The 18,543-nt window shown below is 51.1% G+C and carries 19 protein-coding genes; 12 read left to right on the forward strand and 7 right to left on the reverse strand.

Annotated elements, in window-relative coordinates; genetic code table 11:
- Positions 1-54 precede the first annotated feature (54 nt).
- The 9 genes from AC4GL5_RS07855 to AC4GL5_RS07895 all read left to right on the forward strand — a co-directional run bounded on the left by AC4GL5_RS07855 (position 55) and on the right by AC4GL5_RS07895 (position 9,915).
- Positions 55-2,100, forward strand: coding sequence for an ATP-binding protein (locus AC4GL5_RS07855; protein WP_490382223.1), 2,046 nt, complete (start codon positions 55-57; stop codon positions 2,098-2,100).
- Between the two features lie 91 nt (positions 2,101-2,191).
- Positions 2,192-3,835: a DNA recombination protein RmuC gene (locus tag AC4GL5_RS07860; RefSeq protein ID WP_490382224.1), complete on the forward strand. Its 1,644-nt coding sequence runs from the start codon at positions 2,192-2,194 to the stop codon at positions 3,833-3,835.
- 339 nt (positions 3,836-4,174) lie between these two features.
- Positions 4,175-4,378 carry a CPXCG motif-containing cysteine-rich protein gene (locus tag AC4GL5_RS07865; protein ID WP_490382225.1) on the forward strand — a complete coding sequence of 68 codons (204 nt, stop codon included), beginning with the start codon at positions 4,175-4,177 and terminating at the stop codon, positions 4,376-4,378.
- A gap of 904 nt (positions 4,379-5,282) precedes the next feature.
- Positions 5,283-6,236, forward strand: a complete 954-nt coding sequence (trxB, locus tag AC4GL5_RS07870; RefSeq protein WP_028304474.1) for a thioredoxin-disulfide reductase — start codon at positions 5,283-5,285, stop codon at positions 6,234-6,236.
- Positions 6,237-6,488: 252 nt separating this feature from the next.
- On the forward strand, positions 6,489-7,547 hold the full coding sequence (locus AC4GL5_RS07875; protein ID WP_490382226.1) for a hypothetical protein: 1,059 nt from the start codon (positions 6,489-6,491) through the stop codon (positions 7,545-7,547).
- Positions 7,548-7,705: 158 nt separating this feature from the next.
- On the forward strand, positions 7,706-8,224 hold the full coding sequence (locus AC4GL5_RS07880; RefSeq protein WP_490382227.1) for a hypothetical protein: 519 nt from the start codon (positions 7,706-7,708) through the stop codon (positions 8,222-8,224).
- A 53-nt stretch (positions 8,225-8,277) separates the two neighbouring features.
- Positions 8,278-8,796, forward strand: a complete 519-nt coding sequence (locus tag AC4GL5_RS07885; RefSeq protein WP_490382228.1) for a hypothetical protein — start codon at positions 8,278-8,280, stop codon at positions 8,794-8,796.
- Between the two features lie 39 nt (positions 8,797-8,835).
- Positions 8,836-9,351 carry a hypothetical protein gene (locus AC4GL5_RS07890; RefSeq protein WP_490382229.1) on the forward strand — a complete coding sequence of 172 codons (516 nt, stop codon included), beginning with the start codon at positions 8,836-8,838 and terminating at the stop codon, positions 9,349-9,351.
- A 39-nt stretch (positions 9,352-9,390) separates the two neighbouring features.
- Positions 9,391-9,915 (forward strand): hypothetical protein, encoded by a 525-nt coding sequence (locus AC4GL5_RS07895; protein ID WP_490382230.1) that lies wholly within the window; start codon positions 9,391-9,393, stop codon positions 9,913-9,915.
- 76 nt (positions 9,916-9,991) lie between these two features.
- Here the strand turns inward: AC4GL5_RS07895 and AC4GL5_RS07900 are convergent, their stop codons facing one another.
- On the reverse strand, positions 9,992-10,696 hold the full coding sequence (locus tag AC4GL5_RS07900; RefSeq protein WP_490382231.1) for a tRNA-uridine aminocarboxypropyltransferase: 705 nt from the start codon (positions 10,694-10,696) through the stop codon (positions 9,992-9,994).
- 104 nt (positions 10,697-10,800) lie between these two features.
- On the opposite strand from AC4GL5_RS07900, the gene AC4GL5_RS07905 reads away from it, so the two are divergent.
- Together AC4GL5_RS07905 and AC4GL5_RS07910 are read left to right on the forward strand one after the other, a co-directional pair.
- A complete protein-coding gene (locus tag AC4GL5_RS07905; protein WP_490382232.1) occupies positions 10,801-10,971 on the forward strand; it encodes a hypothetical protein in 171 nt (56 codons plus the stop codon).
- Between the two features lie 20 nt (positions 10,972-10,991).
- Positions 10,992-11,561 (forward strand): hypothetical protein, encoded by a 570-nt coding sequence (locus AC4GL5_RS07910; RefSeq protein WP_490382233.1) that lies wholly within the window; start codon positions 10,992-10,994, stop codon positions 11,559-11,561.
- Here the strand turns inward: AC4GL5_RS07910 and AC4GL5_RS07915 are convergent.
- The 3 genes from AC4GL5_RS07915 to nfo are packed head-to-tail and all read right to left on the reverse strand — an operon-like array spanning position 11,558 to position 13,985.
- Positions 11,558-12,292: an SIR2 family NAD-dependent protein deacylase gene (locus AC4GL5_RS07915; RefSeq protein WP_490382234.1), complete on the reverse strand. Its 735-nt coding sequence runs from the start codon at positions 12,290-12,292 to the stop codon at positions 11,558-11,560. The genes AC4GL5_RS07910 and AC4GL5_RS07915 overlap by 4 nt on opposite strands.
- A 33-nt stretch (positions 12,293-12,325) precedes the next feature.
- Positions 12,326-13,078, reverse strand: coding sequence for a tRNA (guanine(46)-N(7))-methyltransferase TrmB (gene trmB, locus AC4GL5_RS07920; protein WP_490382235.1), 753 nt, complete (start codon positions 13,076-13,078; stop codon positions 12,326-12,328).
- A 49-nt stretch (positions 13,079-13,127) separates the two neighbouring features.
- Positions 13,128-13,985, reverse strand: coding sequence for a deoxyribonuclease IV (nfo, locus tag AC4GL5_RS07925; RefSeq protein WP_490382236.1), 858 nt, complete (start codon positions 13,983-13,985; stop codon positions 13,128-13,130).
- Positions 13,986-14,404: 419 nt separating this feature from the next.
- Here nfo and AC4GL5_RS07930 point away from each other — a divergent pair, with 419 nt between their 5' ends.
- Entirely contained in the window at positions 14,405-15,259 is an 855-nt protein-coding gene (locus AC4GL5_RS07930) for a sulfurtransferase (RefSeq protein WP_490382237.1), read from the forward strand.
- Between the two features lie 281 nt (positions 15,260-15,540).
- Here AC4GL5_RS07930 and AC4GL5_RS07935 read toward each other — a convergent pair whose 3' ends face one another.
- The 3 genes from AC4GL5_RS07935 to AC4GL5_RS07945 all read right to left on the reverse strand — a co-directional run bounded on the left by AC4GL5_RS07935 (position 15,541) and on the right by AC4GL5_RS07945 (position 18,462).
- Positions 15,541-16,845 (reverse strand): TRAP transporter large permease, encoded by a 1,305-nt coding sequence (locus tag AC4GL5_RS07935; RefSeq protein WP_490382238.1) that lies wholly within the window; start codon positions 16,843-16,845, stop codon positions 15,541-15,543.
- Entirely contained in the window at positions 16,835-17,326 is a 492-nt protein-coding gene (locus AC4GL5_RS07940; protein ID WP_490382239.1) for a TRAP transporter small permease, read from the reverse strand. Before AC4GL5_RS07940 ends, AC4GL5_RS07935 begins: the two co-directional genes overlap by 11 nt.
- Positions 17,327-17,454: 128 nt before the next feature.
- A complete protein-coding gene (locus AC4GL5_RS07945) occupies positions 17,455-18,462 on the reverse strand; it encodes a DctP family TRAP transporter solute-binding subunit (RefSeq protein ID WP_490382240.1) in 1,008 nt (335 codons plus the stop codon).
- Positions 18,463-18,543: the final 81 nt, after the last annotated feature.

The following is an 18,543-nucleotide window of genomic DNA, read 5'->3' on the forward strand; positions in this document are numbered from 1 at the left end:
GTAATTTAAGTATGACAAAAGAGCTTTAGTCCCTATAAGATATAAGGTCTTACAATGACCCAGCCAGAGGCAGCTATGTTCGCCGTTGCGGATACGGATATTTCATCGGAAGAGATCAGATTGCTGGCAACAGCTTTCAATTCACATCAGCCTATTGCGATCATTGATCGCTCCGGCATTATCATCAAAGCCAATGATGCCTTTGGTGATCTGACCGGTTATGCGCTGAGGGAGTTGGCTGGGCGCAATATTCGTATGTTGCGATCAGAGAAGCATAGCGACCACTTTTACAAAGAGCTTTGGCTCGGGCTAAAAGATGAGGGATTCTGGGAAGGTGAAATGTGGAATAAAACCCGCAATGGGGACGTTCCCCATCACGTCAATATCACCGCTGTACGGGATGATCATGACCGCTTTACCCACTATGTCGCTTTTTATGAAGACCTGACCGTCACCTATGAGCAGCAGCACTATCTGGAGCGTAAAGCGCAGGAAGAGTCCTCGCTGAGCATCCTAATGGCGCTGAGTCTTGATAGCGTGTCCATGCATGAATATTTGGGCCAGTCTCAGGCTCGAATCATGCATCATCATAACTGGCAGTGGCGCTTTCTGGCTCTTTATCAGCCGACCTCAATCGGGCTTAAACCTCAGATTCAGCACGGTGGTTGTGCCAACAATCCCTGTATCAAAATTCCGATGACCCTGGAGTTGTGCCAGAAGGTAATTGATCAGGGCTCGCCACAGATTCTGCCCATGAATCCTGAAGAACAAACGCACTGCCTGATTGAGCAGGATCACGTGGCTTATGCTGTGCCTTTGCAACATGCCGGGCAGCCTTCGGTATTGTTGCTCTACCTGCCGGAACGTGTTTTGGGTACGACCGAGAACCGCACCTTTATCCACCGCATCGTGCATGTCCTGGGGATGGGAATCAACAAGCGCCTGACCGAGCAGGCATTAATTGAAGCCCGGGATAAAGCCGAAAAAGCCAGTCAGGCTAAGTCCAATCTTCTCTCCAGTGTCAGTCATGAACTGCGCACCCCTCTGAATGCGATTCTGGGTTTTACTCAGTTGCTGCAGGATGAGCCCATGGAATCGCACCAGAAAGAGTCTGTCAGCGAAATTCATATCGCAGGTCGCCATCTACTGGCTATGGTCAACGATATCCTTGACCTTGCCCGTATTGAATCCGGTCGGGTTCGGCTGAACACCGAAGTTATTTCCGTCGCCCAGGAGCTGGAAAGCAGTCTCGCAATGGTGCAGCCACTTGCCGAGAAAAAGAATCTGCAGCTTGATGTGGATCTGACCGCCAACCCGGATCAGGAGATTCTTGCGGACCGGGTTCGCTTACGTCAGGTGATGTTTAATCTGCTCTCTAATGCCATTAAATATAATCATCAGAGTGGTCATGTCAGTATTTGCCTTAAACCAGCGGATAAAGGCTTTGTTCGCATTCAGGTTGTGGATAGCGGCGTTGGCATCCCGGAAGAGAAACAGCAGGACCTTTTTCAGGCTTTCAATCGTCTGGGGGCCGAAAGCACCAATGTAGAAGGCACCGGTATCGGCCTTGCGCTTTGTAAACGACTGGCAGAAATGATGCATGGCCAGATTGGCTATAAGCCTAATCCTGAGGGCGGCAGCATCTTCTGGATTGATCTGCCGGATAATCGCAAAAACCCCGAAAATGACGAAAAAGGCCATCGCTTTAATATTCTGTGTGTGGATGACGACCCTATTCATCTTCAGTTGCTGGAAAACGCCCTGCTTAGCCGGGACGATATACGTCTCTTTACCGAAAATAACGCCAGTTACGCCGTGGACTTAGCGCAGAAGCATCCATTGGATCTGATTTTGCTGAATACCGACATGCCCGACCTGAGTGGTCTGGAAGTGATTGAAATTCTGCAGGCCAGCCCGCAAACGGCAACAATTCCTATTGTGGCTATCGCGGTGGACACTCAGCCAGAGACCGTTAACCAGCACCTGCAGGCAGGCTTTGCAGAATACTTCACCAAGCCGTTGTCGATGGACAAGCTGCTGCTGATTATTGAACAGCTGCAGATGGAGCAGGAAAACCTGATTGCCGTCAGCAGCAGTTGAATGAAGCCGTCGGTCGAATAAATACTGTATAAAAATATAGTTTGATTTCTTATACTAGCCGGATCGTTATCTGCATCAGGTGCATCCGGCTATGTCATCGCTTTCCAATCTTCTTTTACCTTCACTGTTACTGATATCTGCATTGGCAGGTTCTCTTATCAGTGTCGCCATCCTGCGTAATCGTCACCAGCAACAGCTGGCGCGTGAGCTGGACGTTCAGGCAGAGCAACTTCAGCAGCGCTATCAGTCCGCCATGCAACAGATGCAGCTGCAGCAGCAACACACACAGGAAACCAGCAACGACCTGCGTCAGCGCCTGCAAACTAGCGACGCCGAACTTAACCGCCTGCAGCAACTGCAGCAGAGTCAAAGCCAACAGATCGCCGATGCCCAGGCACAAAGCCACTACACCAAAGAGCTGCAACAGAAACTGGCCCGCATAGAACAACGCTTTGAAGAGGAACAACAGCGCCGGCAAAGCGTGGAACAGGACAGCACGGCTCAGCAAACCACGCTGGATAACCTGCATGAAGTGGTGGAACGCAGCCAAAGCCAGCTAGCGGCTAAAGATCAGCAGATCAGCCAGCTACAGAAGCAACTGCTGACACTGGAACAACAACTCGCGACCACCCGCACCCGTTTAGAAGAAGAGCAGAAAGCCTCTCAGGAGAAAATTCAGATCCTGAACAGCGCGGAACAGAAACTCAGCCAGCAGTTTGAAAACCTCGCTAACCGCATTTTCGATGACAAGAGCAAACACCTGAACCATCAGCACCAGCAAACCCTTACCAGCCTGCTGAATCCCTTTAAAGATCAACTTAACCAGTTCCGCCAGCAGGTACAGGACAGCTACGGCAAAGAGGCGCAGGAGCGCGCCATGCTCAAGCAGGAGATCCACAGCCTGAAAGCCCTGAACCTGCAGATGAGTCAGGAAGCCCTCAACCTGACCAAGGCTCTGAAAGGCGACAAAAAAGCCCAGGGTAACTGGGGCGAACTGATTCTACAGCGGGTGCTGGAGGAATCCGGCCTGCGGGAAGGTCACGAATACGAACTGCAGGCCAGCCGACGGGATGAAGAACGCCAGCTCTATCAGCCGGATGTGATCGTACATCTGCCGGACAACAAAGATGTCATTATCGATGCCAAGGTTTCCCTCAACGCCTACGAGTCCTTTCACAACAGCGAAGATAAAGCCGAACGCCAGCAGTATCTGAAAGCCCACGTTGCCGCCATCCGCAGCCACATCAAAGGGCTGTCTGCCAAAGACTACCGCGAGCTGAAAGGGGTTCGCAGCCTCGACTACGTGCTGATGTTTATTCCGGTGGAAGCCGCCTTTATGACCGCCTTTGATGCCGAGCCGGATTTGTTCCGCGAAGCCTTCGAGCACAACATCATGATCGTCAGCCCCACCAGCATGATGGTCGCTCTGCGAACCATTCAGAATATCTGGCGTTACGAGCGCCTGAATGAAAACGCCCAACTGATCTCCCGCCGCGCCGGACGCATGTACGACAAACTGCGTGGCTTTGCCGAAGATATGCAGAAATTGGGCAACCAGCTCAGCAGCGCCCATCAGACCTACGACAACGCCCTGAATAAATTCAGCCAGGGGCGCGGCAGTCTTGTGGGGCAGGCGCAGCAGCTGGCCGAGCTGGATATCAATATCAAAAAGCCTCTGCCTCAGGAGCTGACCGATATGGCCTCGGTCGATCTGCCAGATCCCAATCAAAACTAGTCCTTGCCGCCCTAGCGCTAAATTCTCGATTCAGGCTGAATTTTTTTCATTAAAACCCGAGGGTTAGCCTGAAAAATATGGTGAAAAAAAGACAGCGCAGTCTGCAATCCTGACTATAGTTAGGTTGTGAACGCAAGCCGCGACCTCTGATAGTTATCAGAGCGGTTGTTAAGCGGTAAGGGTGCACAATGCTTTTAAAACACACGATGTTTTTAGAACACACAATGACTTTATTCGTCACAACGTCTTTTTTATTCGTTAGGCTTTTCTCCCAGGTGCTGAATACGCGTTAGGTGCTCAAAGAGAAAAGCAGCAGGAAACGATCCGGAGGGAGCGTTTATGTTAGAGGCGATGCTCACTGAAGTTTACGGGCAATGTCCCTATTGCGGGTCTGCACTGGAAACGGCTGTTGATACCACAGGAGGTGATCAGGATTACTACGAAGACTGCCAGACCTGTTGCGCTCCTATACATATGCAGGTACACGTGAATATGGAGGGAGAATTGCTCAGTGTTGAACTAAAACGGGAAGATGATTCCTGATTGTTAAATGTTTAACCGTTAAACCTTTTAATTGAAATTGAACTCACTCTTATTGATTGTCTGACACGAAAAACCAAAGCTTTACGTTTCACCCGTAGTTTTGTCCATGTTGTTTCAGGTGCTGTATTCCGGTGCCACTGTTTTCAGGAGCTACTGTTTTCAGGGCTATTAGCTGAACACATGACCAACACGAAATGAAAAGAGGTGATTACTGTGACATTCGACACCAGCTAACGGACTTAAGCATTATCACGGAAGGAGATTTCCTTCTAAAGGTTAACCCGTGTTATCTGCGATATAACTGACAACAGGGAGCAGAATCAAAAAAGCGATATCCTTTACTGACATGGCGATGGAATCTGAAATTCAGACTCAGAATCCGTTAACGCTCTTAACTGCTGTATAAAAGAGGAGACGATATTTTTTGATGACGCACTATTTACAAGGTAATCAACATTGATCGGCGCTCTTAAATGATCGGTGTTTCACCATGAGCAAAGTACAGCCTAACAAGTCTGTACCGCACAGAATGCAAATGTTTCACATCAACTAAAAAGTCCCGGTTTGACGCTCTGTACCGGGACTTTCCTATTTCTGCCAGCCTACCTGAACGACTACGTCTAAAACAGAATATTCATTGTTTTTACCTATCAGCTTCATCTGTCGCGCCCATTAGCCCAAGATGCTCAAGCCCGGTTAAAATCTGTTTGAAAGCATCACGGTTGTTTTCAGACTCTGTTAAGATTTCGCCATCACACTGGCAACGCTATGACATCAGCAGGAGGAATCCGGTATCCGAGCTGGAATTTACCACCGCTGACCCCATATAGCCTTGCAGACACAGATCATCACCTGATTATTGACGTATTAACCAGAGCCAAACACGGCTCGCCGGGAGAGCACCATGAGCGAAAACCGTCACGAGAAACTGATTATTCTGGGTTCCGGCCCTGCAGGTTACACCGCAGCCGTTTACGCAGCCCGCGCCAACCTGAAACCTGTGATCATCTCAGGTATGCAGATGGGCGGCCAGCTGACCACCACCACTGACGTAGATAACTGGCCGGGTGCATTTGACGGTATTCAGGGCCCTCAGCTGGTTGAAGATATGCGTAAGCACGCTGAACGCTTCGACACCGAAATCGTTTTCGATCACATCAACGAAGTGGAACTGACCCAGCGTCCGTTCACCCTGAAAGGCGACAGCGGCACTTACACCTGTGACGCGCTGATCATCGCTACCGGCGCAAGCGCACAGTATCTGGGTCTGCCAAGCGAAGAAGCCTTTATGGGTAAAGGTGTTTCTGCCTGTGCAACCTGTGATGGTTTCTTCTACCGCAATCAGGAAGTGGCTGTTGTGGGTGGTGGTAACACCGCTGTTGAAGAAGCCCTGTACCTGTCCAACATCGCTAAGAAAGTAACCCTGATCCACCGTCGTGACAGCCTGCGTTCTGAGAAGATCCTGCAGGACAAGCTGATGGAGAAGGTTGCCAACGGCAATATCGAAGTGATCTGGAACCACACACTGGACGAAGTTCTGGGTGATGACATGGGTGTTACCGGCCTGCGCCTGAAAGCCACCGAAGGTGATGCCACCCAAGAGATCAGCGTGATGGGCGTGTTTATCGCCATCGGCCACAAGCCAAACACCGGCATTTTCGAAGGTCAGCTGGAGATGAACGGCGGCTACCTGAAAGTACAATCCGGTCTGGAAGGCAACGCCACCCAAACCAGTATCGAAGGTGTTTATGCTGCCGGTGACGTTATGGATCACGTGTACCGTCAGGCGATCACCTCAGCCGGCACCGGCTGCATGGCGGCACTGGACGCAGAACGCTTCCTGGACAGCCAGGGCTAATCAGCCAACATCTGATTTTGCCATAATAACCAAAAGCCGCTGACATCTCATGCCAGCGGCTTTTTTACGCCCCAGCCTAAACCTCTGCCCCCGCACTTAAAGCCCCTGTCGGTGAAGGCTTACAAAACATAACGCTCCCAGACCTAACATTCCTCCCCTTGTGACCGATAGAGTATTAGTGATTGCGAAATAAACAACGCCATCACTCAAAAAGCCATGAAGGCTTTCATCATCACACTCAGGAAGAAACCGATGAATATACAGTTTCCCGCCGGTTCAACATCGGCCACAACATCAAACCCGCAGCCCGCCAAAACAACATCGGTGACGCAGTCCACCCATACGCAATCCACCAGTACACCAACCACCGATAAAACCGGCCCAGCCGATGGGGTTAATCTGAGTTCAACCGGTATGATAGCGTCGGATGAGTTTGATAAGGCGGTGAGCCTGCTGCAAAAAGAGGCGCTTGAAGGTTTCACCCAACCAGAACGCGGTCACTTTGGTATAAATGCTAAAATTGATATTGGTCGCTACAACCTGTATCTGGTTGACCAGCAGGTGGGGGCCTTGCAAAGCAAATATGGCGAAGCGGTTGACGGCGATGCGCTGAAAAAGCAGCTGATTGCAGCCAGTGGCATCACCACCGAGAACCCCCTGAAAGGCTCTAATCGGCAGAACTTCTTTTATGAAAACACCAGTTTTTATCATTTGAAAGAGAAAGATGTTCAGGCCCTGACCGATGTTTATATCCACGCCAAAGAGAATAATCTGGATACCGAGCAGGTTAATAATCTGGCATCAGTGCTGGGGGCGTATCGTATGGATACAGTCAAATATCCCGGCCTGCATTATCCGGACAAACGCCCAGCTTACGATGACGAACTGGTACAGCAGGCCAAGGCGATCTACTCAAATGATGGCTCCGGTGTGGTTCAGTTTGAGCAGGAGTTTCTGGATTATGCCTTAAGCCCGGAGAAGAACCTTCGTATGACATCTCAGGTTCTTGATCTGGATTTTATGCAGCAGATTACCGGAACCGGCGATGGTAATAAGGCGTTCCTGCATACCCCGGCATTCCACTTGGGTGAGGGCAAACTTCTGGGTACCGGACAAAGCCGTGAGGCATTAAAAACCTCGGATCAACCCGACAGTGATATGACCCCGCAGGAAGCCGTACAGCAGCAGCTGACCCGCTGGCTGGAAACCCACTTTAAGCCCGACTCCCCTCTGCAGGCGATGATCGGCGAGTTATCCGGTGAGGAACAGTCCCGGCTGTTTACCCAGCTGAACCTGCTAAAGCTGATCTGATACAGCCTTTTTTCTTATCCCGCCCCGCCTCTGCTGAGCCAGCGCATTTGCTGACTTGGCAGGGGGCCAATCTCTTACAACAACGTCTGTTTGCTGCCTGCAACCGCCCGCGGTAGAGTGAGTAAAATCCTACATGGACAAGCTAAAATGGAATTTTTATGAAGATCAATCCGACTCATCCCGTCACGACCAGCAGCCCGGTTAAAACTCAGGCCAAAGCTGAAGCATCACCTCAGGCGTCAAATAAAGACCAGCCATATTTCATGACCGGTCAGGAAGCTGTTGAGCACTTTGCGGAGTTATTTGCCTACCCTGAGTGGAAAGATAAAGGTTTGACTCTGACTCAGGAAACCAAAGAGGCCATCCATAGCACTTTTATAGATGCGGCATTAACCAATAACCCTTTTTCTGCTGCGGGTGTAAGTGTGAATATTAATGTGCATCAAATCGTTATGGATCATCAGCCGGTGCCGGACTGGTTTCTGAATGAGAAAGAGAGGGTAGGAGACCTGTACGGGGATCAGCTTTTCCCCAATGGAGAGCATTATTCTTATGGTACTGAGGATCAAAAAGTCGATTCCAGTGCTCTTTATCCGCCTCCGGCTTTATCTTCTAACGACGTTGAAGAACTGCTGAAGCAGTTATTCGAAAAAAATGGGTTGAGTCTCAATGCCTGATCTGACAGAAGAATCAGTAAGACTCTACATGGACAAGCTAAAATGGAATTTTTATGAAAATCACCCCGGTAACACCTGCGGCCTACAGCCCGGCAATAACTCCCCCTGCCGCAACGGAAAAAAATACTCCAGCTTCGACTGTCAGTAATGAACAACCTCATATTATGTTTGGTCAGGAGGCCGTTGAGCATTTTGCTCAGGTCATGGCGGATAAAAAATGGGGGGAAAAAGGCCTGACATTAACTCAGGAAACTAAAGAAGCTCTGTATGCTGCCTTTAAAGACGCCCTTGAAAACAAGCCTGAGGATAAGCACGGCATCATTTTCAACCCACACCAGATAGTGATGGATCATCAGTCGGTACCGGACTGGTTCCGGGAAGAAAAATCGATGATTGATGAAATGTACGGCAGTGAGAAATTTCCGAATGGTGAGTATTACTACTATGCCGATAAAGAAGAGCACGATGGCGAATCGATCCGTGGTTTCTCTCCCGCCAGCCTGAAAGCCAGTCAGCTGGACGAACTGATGAAAGAGCTTTACGCACAGAATCCACTGAGTGAACAGGCGTAAAGACGCTGTTTTCTGAATACCAATAAACAAGGAGTGTTTATGAAAATAACCCCGGTAACACCTGCAGTTTATAACAGTCCGGTAAAGCCCTCTGCCAGCAGTGAGGAAGCGACCTCGGTTTCACAGAGTTCCGCATTAACACAGGTTCCTTTAATGTCAAAAGAGGAAACCTTTGAAGCGATTGTCGGTATGTTGGCTTACCCATACTGGGAAGACAGAGGCTTAACACTGACTCAGGATACCAAAGAAGCGCTTTTTCAGGCTTTTGGCGATGCAAATAAAGCGATGAGCGGGCATTCCGTAACAACCATGTCGGCCCATATCAATACTCACCAGATTGTGATGGATCATCAGGAGGTGCCGGATTGGTTTCGGGAAGAAAAGAAAAACACGCCTTTTGATGAACATTTTACCAATGGTGAATACATCGTTGTATTGCCCAAAGAAACCGACGAATCGATCCGTGGTTTCTCTCCCGCCAGCCTGAAAGCCAGTCAGCTGGACGAACTGATGAAAGAGCTTTACGCACAGAATCCACTGAGTGAACAGGCGTAAAGACGCTGTTTTCTGAATACCAATAAACAAGGCGTGTTTATGAAGATCGACTCTGCAAACACAGCGCTTCAAACAGGTGCTGTAAAGCCGATGAATAATTCAGAGGCTAAAAATGACATCCAAGTATCCGATCCGAATCAGCCCCGAATGGTATCAGGCCCGGAACTGGTTGATTATGTCGCAGACATGTTCGGTTATGACTCTTGGTCGGGAAAGGGGTTTGGCCTGAATCAGGATAGCAAAGAGGCTATTTTCCAGGCATTTCAGGATGCTGTGCGTGAAGCCTCTGCCGCAACATCAGGAGCAGGTGGTTATGGCATGACTCTTAATGTCCATCAGATTGTGATGGATCATCAGGATGTGCCCAGTTGGTTTCTTAAGGAAAAAGAGGCTGTTGACCAGGTGGTTGGCTCAAAGCTTTTTCCCGATGGGGAATACTACAGCATCGACTACAAGGGCACAGATCCAAAAGCCCCAGGCAATGCCGCATACCTTGATTTCTCTGAGCACGATGTCTTGATGAAACATTTATTTGAGTTTGGCCAGATCAGCACTGAGGCGTAAACAATTTTGCTGAAGCAAAAGGATTAAACCGGGGCTTCCCCGGTTTTTTACCTGATGCTACCCGTAATAAAACCGGTCAGCGGTTTAACCGCGCTTCCACCTCTTCCCGAAGACCACGGGATTCCGCATAGCGGCGGTTAAAGGCGGCGAAGTAGTTTTCCACGGCATCTGCCGCTTCACTTTCCTCTGCCTGTTTTAACAACTCGATGCCGACTTCCACAGTACACAGGTGCTGATCGCTGGCGGGTTTACGCAGGGCGTAACGGGTCAGGCGGTCGGTTTTTAACGGCAGTACCGGCAGGTTATCCAGATACGGGCTCTTGCGGAAAATCCGCCGCGCCTGTCGCCAGGTACCATCCAGAATGATAAACACCGGAATCTTCTCCGGTGACTTTGCCCGCTCCGGTTCAAAAGACACCACCCGATGGGCGTAATCGTCCATATCATCCGGGAAGATAATAAAGGGCTGATATTGCTCATCCTCTAACAGCGCCAGTAACTTAGGATCAGGGCTGGTGCGATACCAGTAAAACACCTGAGTCTCCGGCAGGCAGTCCGCCAGCAAACGACCGGTGTTGGTCGGTTTGTAGATCTCCTCCGGGTGCATCATCAGCCAGACCTGAGCACGACAATGGACGTTTTCCGGGCGCAGATCACAGATGCAGAAATCCTTCGCCATCAGACAACCGGTACAGCGGTTCACCCGTGAACCACGGGCGGAAAAAGGCTTACGCGGCATATCCGGCGCAGGAGGCATGGGCAGAGAAAACGGCTTGGACATTATAAATCTCAAATGAAGGCTATATTTTCGAAATTTCTTTCATTAGCCAGTTGTATATGATTAGTGGTAGATTGTCGCTTAACTAGATTGAAAGGCGAAACACTATGATGATTTCTATATCACCAGCAAAAAAACAGAAGATCAGCAACGAAATTGCTCGCTCTGTTTCTTTTCGCGCTGCATCTAAAAGTACAAAAAAAACTTCAACCGCTCGAGATGAGAAGGAACTCAATAGAATTTTTGCTCGCTCTTTCCGAGTAGCAACCTCACGCTAAATACAACGCACGGATGCGTTATGGCTCAGAAAAAATGGGTATTTCAGCAGCTTGTGGAAAATGATGAAGACTTCGTTGGCTTTATCGCTTACACCTTTTACAAACTGCAAAAGCATGACTTAGCGGATTCTCATCGCTCCGAAGGCAAAACAGAAGACGAGATAAATGCTTACCTCACACAATTCCATGATCAAACTGTTAACAACCCAAGAGCTCTTCAAGATTATAGGGATAAGGCCTCTACAATCCTTAACGACTTGGTCGACTCTACGGAAGATCGAGTAAAACATGCTCTTCAAGCTGAGTTTGATTCTGCTCAAGCTAATTTTATAAAAGCCCATCAAGATGAAATAGCAAGAGTTCACCAGCATTACCGCTGTAAATCCAAGCTAACGTGGTTTAAAGACTGGACTATTTCAGGGTTTGCTGGAATTTGGGCTGCATTTCTATCGTCCATCTTCCTCTACGGTCTATTAATTCTTTTTACATCCTCAAGTACAGAGAGAGCTGATTTAATTGAAAAAGGAGCCAAAGAAGTAATTTCAACTTTAGCTCCATCCTCAATTAACACAGAGAAACCCGAAAATTAAGAATGCTGCAGACCGGGAATGCCGGACAGATCTTCAATGCCATTTTCCAGCAGATAATCCACCAGCACCGGCATGGCGCTTCCCGCAGGCTCGCGCAGATAAAACGCTGGCGTATCCGCCGAGGCTTTTGGGTCCACCACAATACGCGCCACCTGATAAGGCGCGGCACTGGCCAGAAACGAGGCCGGTTGTACCTGCAGCGATGTACCCACCACAATCACCAGATCTGCCGTTTGCGTGATCTCATGGGCAACGGGATACATGGGCACATCTTCACCAAACCAGACAATATGCGGGCGCAGCTGACTGCCCTTGTCGCACATATCGCCGGGGTGGATATCGCTCTGTCCCAGATTCACTATCAGACGTTCATCCAGTGTGCTGCGGGCTTTACCGATCTCGCCATGCAGGTGCAGCACTTCGGATGAGCCACCGCGCTCGTGCAGGTCATCAATATTCTGGGTGATGACGGACACCTTAAAACCCTGTTCAAGACGGGCGATCGCTTTATGGGCGTCATTGGGCCCGGCCTTGCGGATCTGCTGACGACGTTCGTTATAAAAGCGCAGCACCAGTTCAGGGTCTCGCTGCCAGGCTTCAGGGGTGGCAACATCCTGCACGTTATGGTTTTCCCACAGGCCATCGCCATCACGGAAGGTTTTAATACCGCTTTCCGCACTGACACCGGCACCACTTAACACCACAATATGTTTTTTATCCTGACCGCTCATTGTCTCTGTCCTTTGCTGTTTTATTCTGCCGGATTATTCATGGTCCTGTGGTTCAAACACCCACTGATACACCTGCTGGCCGCTGCCCAGATATTTACGCTCAAAGGGCGTCAGTATTGGGTCTGGTTCGATTGCGCTAACCTGCGCGGCTGCGTTTTCCAGCATAGAAGCCTTTATTCCCCCCAGATCTTCATCCAGCGTTTCCGTGGTCGGCAAACGCAACAGGCTGATCGCCTGCGCCATCTCCTGCACATAGATCTGCCAGTTACTGCGGCATTCAAAACGACCACCCAGTTCAGCGATATAAGGCAGCATAGGGCCACCCTGCCAGCGAAGCTTGAACTGACTCTTCTTCGGGTAGGGGTTCGGGTACAACAGATAATGGCGCACAGGCTGCCATCCGGCATCCACCGCCAGACGCCAGAAATCCAGCAGGTTGGCCCGTACCAGCAGAGCATTATCCGGTAGTTCGCCTAGCTTTCGACTGAGGCGATCTTCTGACTGATCCACGCCGACGACGGCATGATCCGGGAACATTTCGGCCAGATGACGGGTGCTTTCACCGACACCGCAACAGCTGTCCAGAATTAGGGGTTTATTCTGACCGCGCAGCCAGTTGTTAGCCTTGTTAAACGCATCAAGATTGTGCTGCTGATAAGGCTTTTTGAACGGCACCCGACAGTGTTTGAACACGCGATCAACCAGCTCCTCATGGGGGCCATCCTGCGTGGTATGTATTTCACGGGAGTTACCAAAACTCTTATTGCCGTGGGGGCGATGTTTCATCGTTGTGGCTCCACGAAGCCTGTTGGCTTCTTCACCTGTGAATTCATATTCATGCCGGCGTCTGGCCCTGCTCAAAGTGGCGCAGCATCTGGATCTCGTCTGCCCAGATCTCCGGCTCGATGGTTTCCAGCACCAGAGGAATGCCATCAAAACGGCTGTCCTGCATCATCCAGCAGAAACCTTCCAGACCAATTTCACCTTTGCCCAGACTGTGGTGACGATCCAGGCGGCTGTTCAGGCCACCTTTGGAATCGTTCAGGTGCATTCCGTACAGGTACTCAAAACCCACGGTACGTTCAAAATTGGTAAAGGTGCTGTCGCAGGCTTCCGCGGTGCGTATGTCATAGCCTGCCGCAAACATGTGACAGGTATCCAGACAAACACCCACGCGTTTTTTATCCTCAACCTGATCGATAATGGCCGCCAGTTGATCGAAGTGCCAACCCAGGTTGCTGCCCTGTCCCGCGGTACACTCGATCACCGCAATCACACTTTCGGTCTGTGCCAGCGCCCAGTCGATGGATTCTGCGATACGGCTCAGGCAGGCGGCTTCGTCAATTTTTTTCAGATGACTGCCAGGGTGGAAATTCAGATAGGTCAGCCCCAGCTGCTCGCAGCGCTGAAGCTCATCCAGAAAGGCATCCCGGGATTTCTGTAGGGGTTCTGCTTCCGGATGGCCCAGATTGATCAGGTAGCTGTCGTGGGGCAGGATCTGGTCCGGCTTAAAACCGTGTTTTTCGCAGTTGTGCTTAAACTTGCGAATGGTCAGATCATCCAGTGGCTTGGCCTGCCAGCGGCGCTGATTTTTGGTGAACAGGGCAAAAGCATTGGCACCGATCTCTTTGGCATTCAAGGGGGCATTAAAGACACCACCGCTGGCGCTGACGTGGGCACCGATATACTTCATTACTGAACTCCTGAGACAACAAACAATGAGAAACTGCCCTATAACACTACCCAGCTTAAGCCGAGCCAAGACCTATCCGGTAAGTGTCGTCAGCGCTTCTTTTCACCCGCTGACCTGTGAAAGGGCAAAAGCGCCTATTGTACCTTAAGCCCATTTCATTGTCCGTCTTGTCGCACCGCCAATGCCCTGAACGGCCTCTGTTTTTTAGTGCCCAATGCAGGGCAAAAAGGTCTGTTAGCTGTGGCTGGAGCGCGAGATGATTCGCGGGAGTTGATCGAAAAAACAACTAATAAACAATGAGTTAATAGTAGACTACCTGCTAGTAGGCTAATGAATTTTTCCCGTAGCAGAGCCAAGGCAGTAGGCGGAGAAGGAACAGCAGGGTATGCTAAGAAGAAATTTTATCGGGAGACTTGGACATGTCTGCAACAACCCCTTCACTGATTGATGCTCAACAACTGTGTCAGCAACTGCAATCCTCTGATGCCCCTGTCGTGCTGGACTGTCGTTCCTATTTGCAGGATCCGGCAGCGGGTCAGGAAGCGTTTCTGGAGTTGCATATCGCTAAGGCTCAATACGCTGATCTGGACCAGCACCTGTCAGCTCCGGTAGAAGCCGGTGTGACGGGGCGTCACCCGCTGCCGTCCAAAGAGAACTTTGCCCGTCAGCTGCAGCATTGGGGGATCACTCCAGAGCGTTCTGTGGTGGTTTACGATCAGAATAATGCGGCTATGGCAGCGGCCCGTGCCTGGTGGTTGCTGCGCTATGCCGGTATCGAGCAGGTTCAGGTGCTTGATGGTGGTCTTGATGCCTGGCTGGCGGAAGGACTGGCGACAGAAACCGGCGAGCAAAGTGGCGATTATGCCCTTAGCGAGCTGCCGGAGCTGAACTGGCAGGATGACAGGCAGATCACCGCCCAGCAATTGTTGCTGAAAAAGCCTGTTTTACTGGATGCCAGAGCCGTTGAACGCTTTGCGGGTGAGGTTGAACCGATTGATCCGGTTGCAGGACATATTCCGGGAGCGCAAAGTATGCCGTTCACTGAGCTGGTGGATGAGCAGGGTATGTTCCTGCCAGCGGATCAGCTGAAAGAAAAGCTTAGTGTTCTGGATACCGACGAGGCGACAGCGGTTTATTGTGGTTCTGGCGTTACCGCCTGCCACCTGATTCTGGCGGCAAGCATCGCAGGTTTGCCGGAACCACGTTTATACGCAGGTTCCTGGAGCGAGTGGATCACAGATAGTGTTCGCCCGATTGAGACCGGCCGGGAGTAGAAGGCAGGCAAGTCTGACGGGCTTAAAGCCCGACCCACAGGTTCTCTGTTTTGTTGTGGGTCGTCCTTCAGGGCGTCAAACGGGTTATTCCGGCGTCCATGCTCTGGGTGTAAGCCCATCAGCATTTGTCGGATGGCGCGCCATTAAAGATCTTCGCATCTTGAAGGCTCTTTGAGTGGCGCTTATCCAACCTACACCGGGAAAACCACCATAGGTTGGAAAAGCGCCGTGGGCGCGCCTTCCGACACGAATAACCGCAAGGCCTGAATCTATCTATCGACTTACCAGGCCCCCACCACATAACCCAGCTTATCCGGTAGCCAGAGTGCGATACCCGGCACCAGCATCACCAGTAGCAGACTGCAGGCCATAGCGGCGATAAAGATCAGCGCCCAGCCGATCGTATGCTCCAGTCGGATACCCGCAATGCGTGTGGTCACCATCAGATTAACCGCCACCGGTGGCGTAAACTGACCAATGGCGATATTCATCGCCAGCAGGATACCGAACCAGACCGGATTCCAGCCAAAGTGCTGCATTAGCGGCAGCAGGATCGGAATCAGAATCAGGTAGATGGAGACGGCATCCAGCAGCATACCCGCCAGCAGAACCAGCAGCATCACCAGAAGCAACAACACCCAACCGCTATCCGACAGCGACAGCAGGGCTTCTGCCAGATGCTGGAAGGTGCCCAGTGTCGTGCCTGCCCAGGCAAAAATACCCGCCAGCGCGATAATAAACATCACCACACCGGATGTAACTGCGGCCTCTGTGACCAGCTCGTACAGGGCTTTAATGCTCAGATTGCGATAGACCAATGTACCCACTAAAACACCGTAAGCCACAGCAACAACAGCGGCTTCTGTGGGGGTAAATAATCCAGAGCGCAGGCCGCCCAGAATAATCACAGGGGCCAGTAAGGCCGGAATCGCCGCTTTAAAGCTCTCACCCAGTGGTGGCCGTTCTGAGTCATTCGGGTCTTCCCAACCGTGTTTGCGGGATAACCATAACGCCGGAACCAGTAGTGACAGGCCTGCCAGCACACCGGGGAACAGTCCTGCCGCAAACAGTGCCCGCAGATCGACGCCCGGTACCACAATAGAGTACAGAATGAGTGCAATAGAGGGTGGGATCAAAATAGCTGTGGATGACGACGCTGCAATCAGAGTAGCGGAAAAGGGTTGTGGATAACCGGCTTTACGCATACTCGGCAGCATCACCATAGCCACTGCTGCCGCATCAGCCGGGCCGGAGCCACTCATGCCGCCCATGATCAGGCAAACCAGTACCGCCACAACGGCTAATCCACCATGGCGGGGACCGATAATCGCCTGGGCAAAACGGACCAGGCTGGCAGCCACCCCGGCGCGCTCAAAAATCAGACCGGTGAGAATAAACAGCGGAATCGCAATCAATGGATATTTGGCCACACTGTTATAGGTGTTCGTACCCAATGTCGCCAGCATATCCGGCGATAAGCCGGTCACAATGCCAATCACACCGCCAAAACCCAGTGCAATCGCTACTGGCGCACCCAACAGTAAGGCCAGCAGAAAACTGGTAATCATCAGAAGATCAGGACTCATGGATCACCTCTTCGTCCTGCTTGCCACGTAAACGGTCGATCAGGTTTTGAGTGGTTCGTATCATGATTGCCGCTGCCATCAGCGGAAGCCAGATCACATAGATCCAGTTCGGCAGGCCAAGGCCCGGTGACAAGGACTCCCACTGATACTCTTCCAGAGCAAACATGCCGCCATACCAGAGGGTGATACCCATTACGATCATTCCCGCCATCCATTGCAGGGTATACACCAGCTTCAGTGCCGGTTTTGGCAGATGGTGCTCAATCAGCTCAATACGAATGTGCTGGTTATGACGGGCAGCAACAGCGGCTCCGGCAAAAGTTAACAGCACCAGAAAAAACACCGAGAACTCTTCGGTGAAGGCAAAGGAGGCATCGGTAGCGTAACGCACAATAACGTTACCCAGACTGATCAGGCAGATGGCGATCAGCGCCACACTGGCCAGCCAGGCCTCCGGACGGAATTTGGAACGACGGGACATAACAGCTCCGCGGAAACAACAACAGACGCTAGTGAAACCCACACGGTGTTTTACCGGGTTGGGTTACCAAAAACAGCAAAAGCGGCTAACCGTTTTGAGGCAGCCGCTTTTGTAATCAGATTCAGGGATCAGTTGCGGTTAGCAACGGCTTCCTGAGCCTGTTTTACCAGCGCTTTACCGATACGCGGAGTCCATTTTTTGTAAACAGACTGAGTCGCAGCAACGAAAGCGGCGTGCTGCTCAGGCGTCAGATCGGTCACTTCAACGCCACGGGATTTGATCTTCTCCAGCGTTTCCGCCAGCTCCGCGCGGGACTTTTTGATCTCCCATTGACCGGCATCGATAGCCGCCTGCTTCAGTAGCTGCTGATCTTCCGGAGAGAACTGGCGCCACACACGGGTGCTGATCGCAAATACCAGAGGGTCCGCCATGTAGCCCCAGCGAGTCAGATTGGTCTGGCCAACCTGATCGATACGGGCAACATCAAATACCGACAGTGGGTTTTCCTGGCCATCTACGGCACCTGTGGTCAGAGCCGGTTTTGCATCGGCCCAGCTCATTTGAGTCGGGTTTGCACCCAGAGCAGTGAAGGTATCCTGGAACAGAGGTGAACCCACAACACGGATCTTCAGACCCTGCAGGTCAGAAGGCTCATCCACTTTCAGTTTAGAGTTAGACAGCTGACGGAAACCGTTTTCACCCCATGCCAGAGGTGTTACACCGCGTTTCTCAATCGCTTTAAAAACCGCTTTACCGGCATCACCCTGAGTGATGGCATCAATCGCCGCGTGATCCGGCATCAGGAAAGGCAGAGAGAAAAGGTTCAGTTCCGGAACCTGCGGTGACCAGTTGATGGTTGAGCCCACCGACATATCGATCAGGCCGGAACGCATCGCAGAGAACTCTTTGGTCTGATCACCGGAAACCAGCTGAGCGTTGCTGTAGATCTTCATGTTGATGCGCCCTTCAGAGCGCTCTTTAACCAGCTCAACCCACTTATCTGCGGCTTGACCCCAAGGGAAAGCAGAAGGCAGTACGGTAGAAACGGTATATTCTTTTTTGTATTCCGCCTGAGCGAAAGGGCTGATCAGCAGACAGGTCGCCAGTGCAGCCATCAGGGTACGACGTTTAATCATCTTCATGTCCAGGTTGTTAGCTTGCAGGATAGATTCGCTTTGGTTGCCAGCTGCTTAAGGGTATTGAGCTGTCAGTTAGCA

It is taken from the genome of Oceanospirillum sp., from assembly GCF_982874595.1.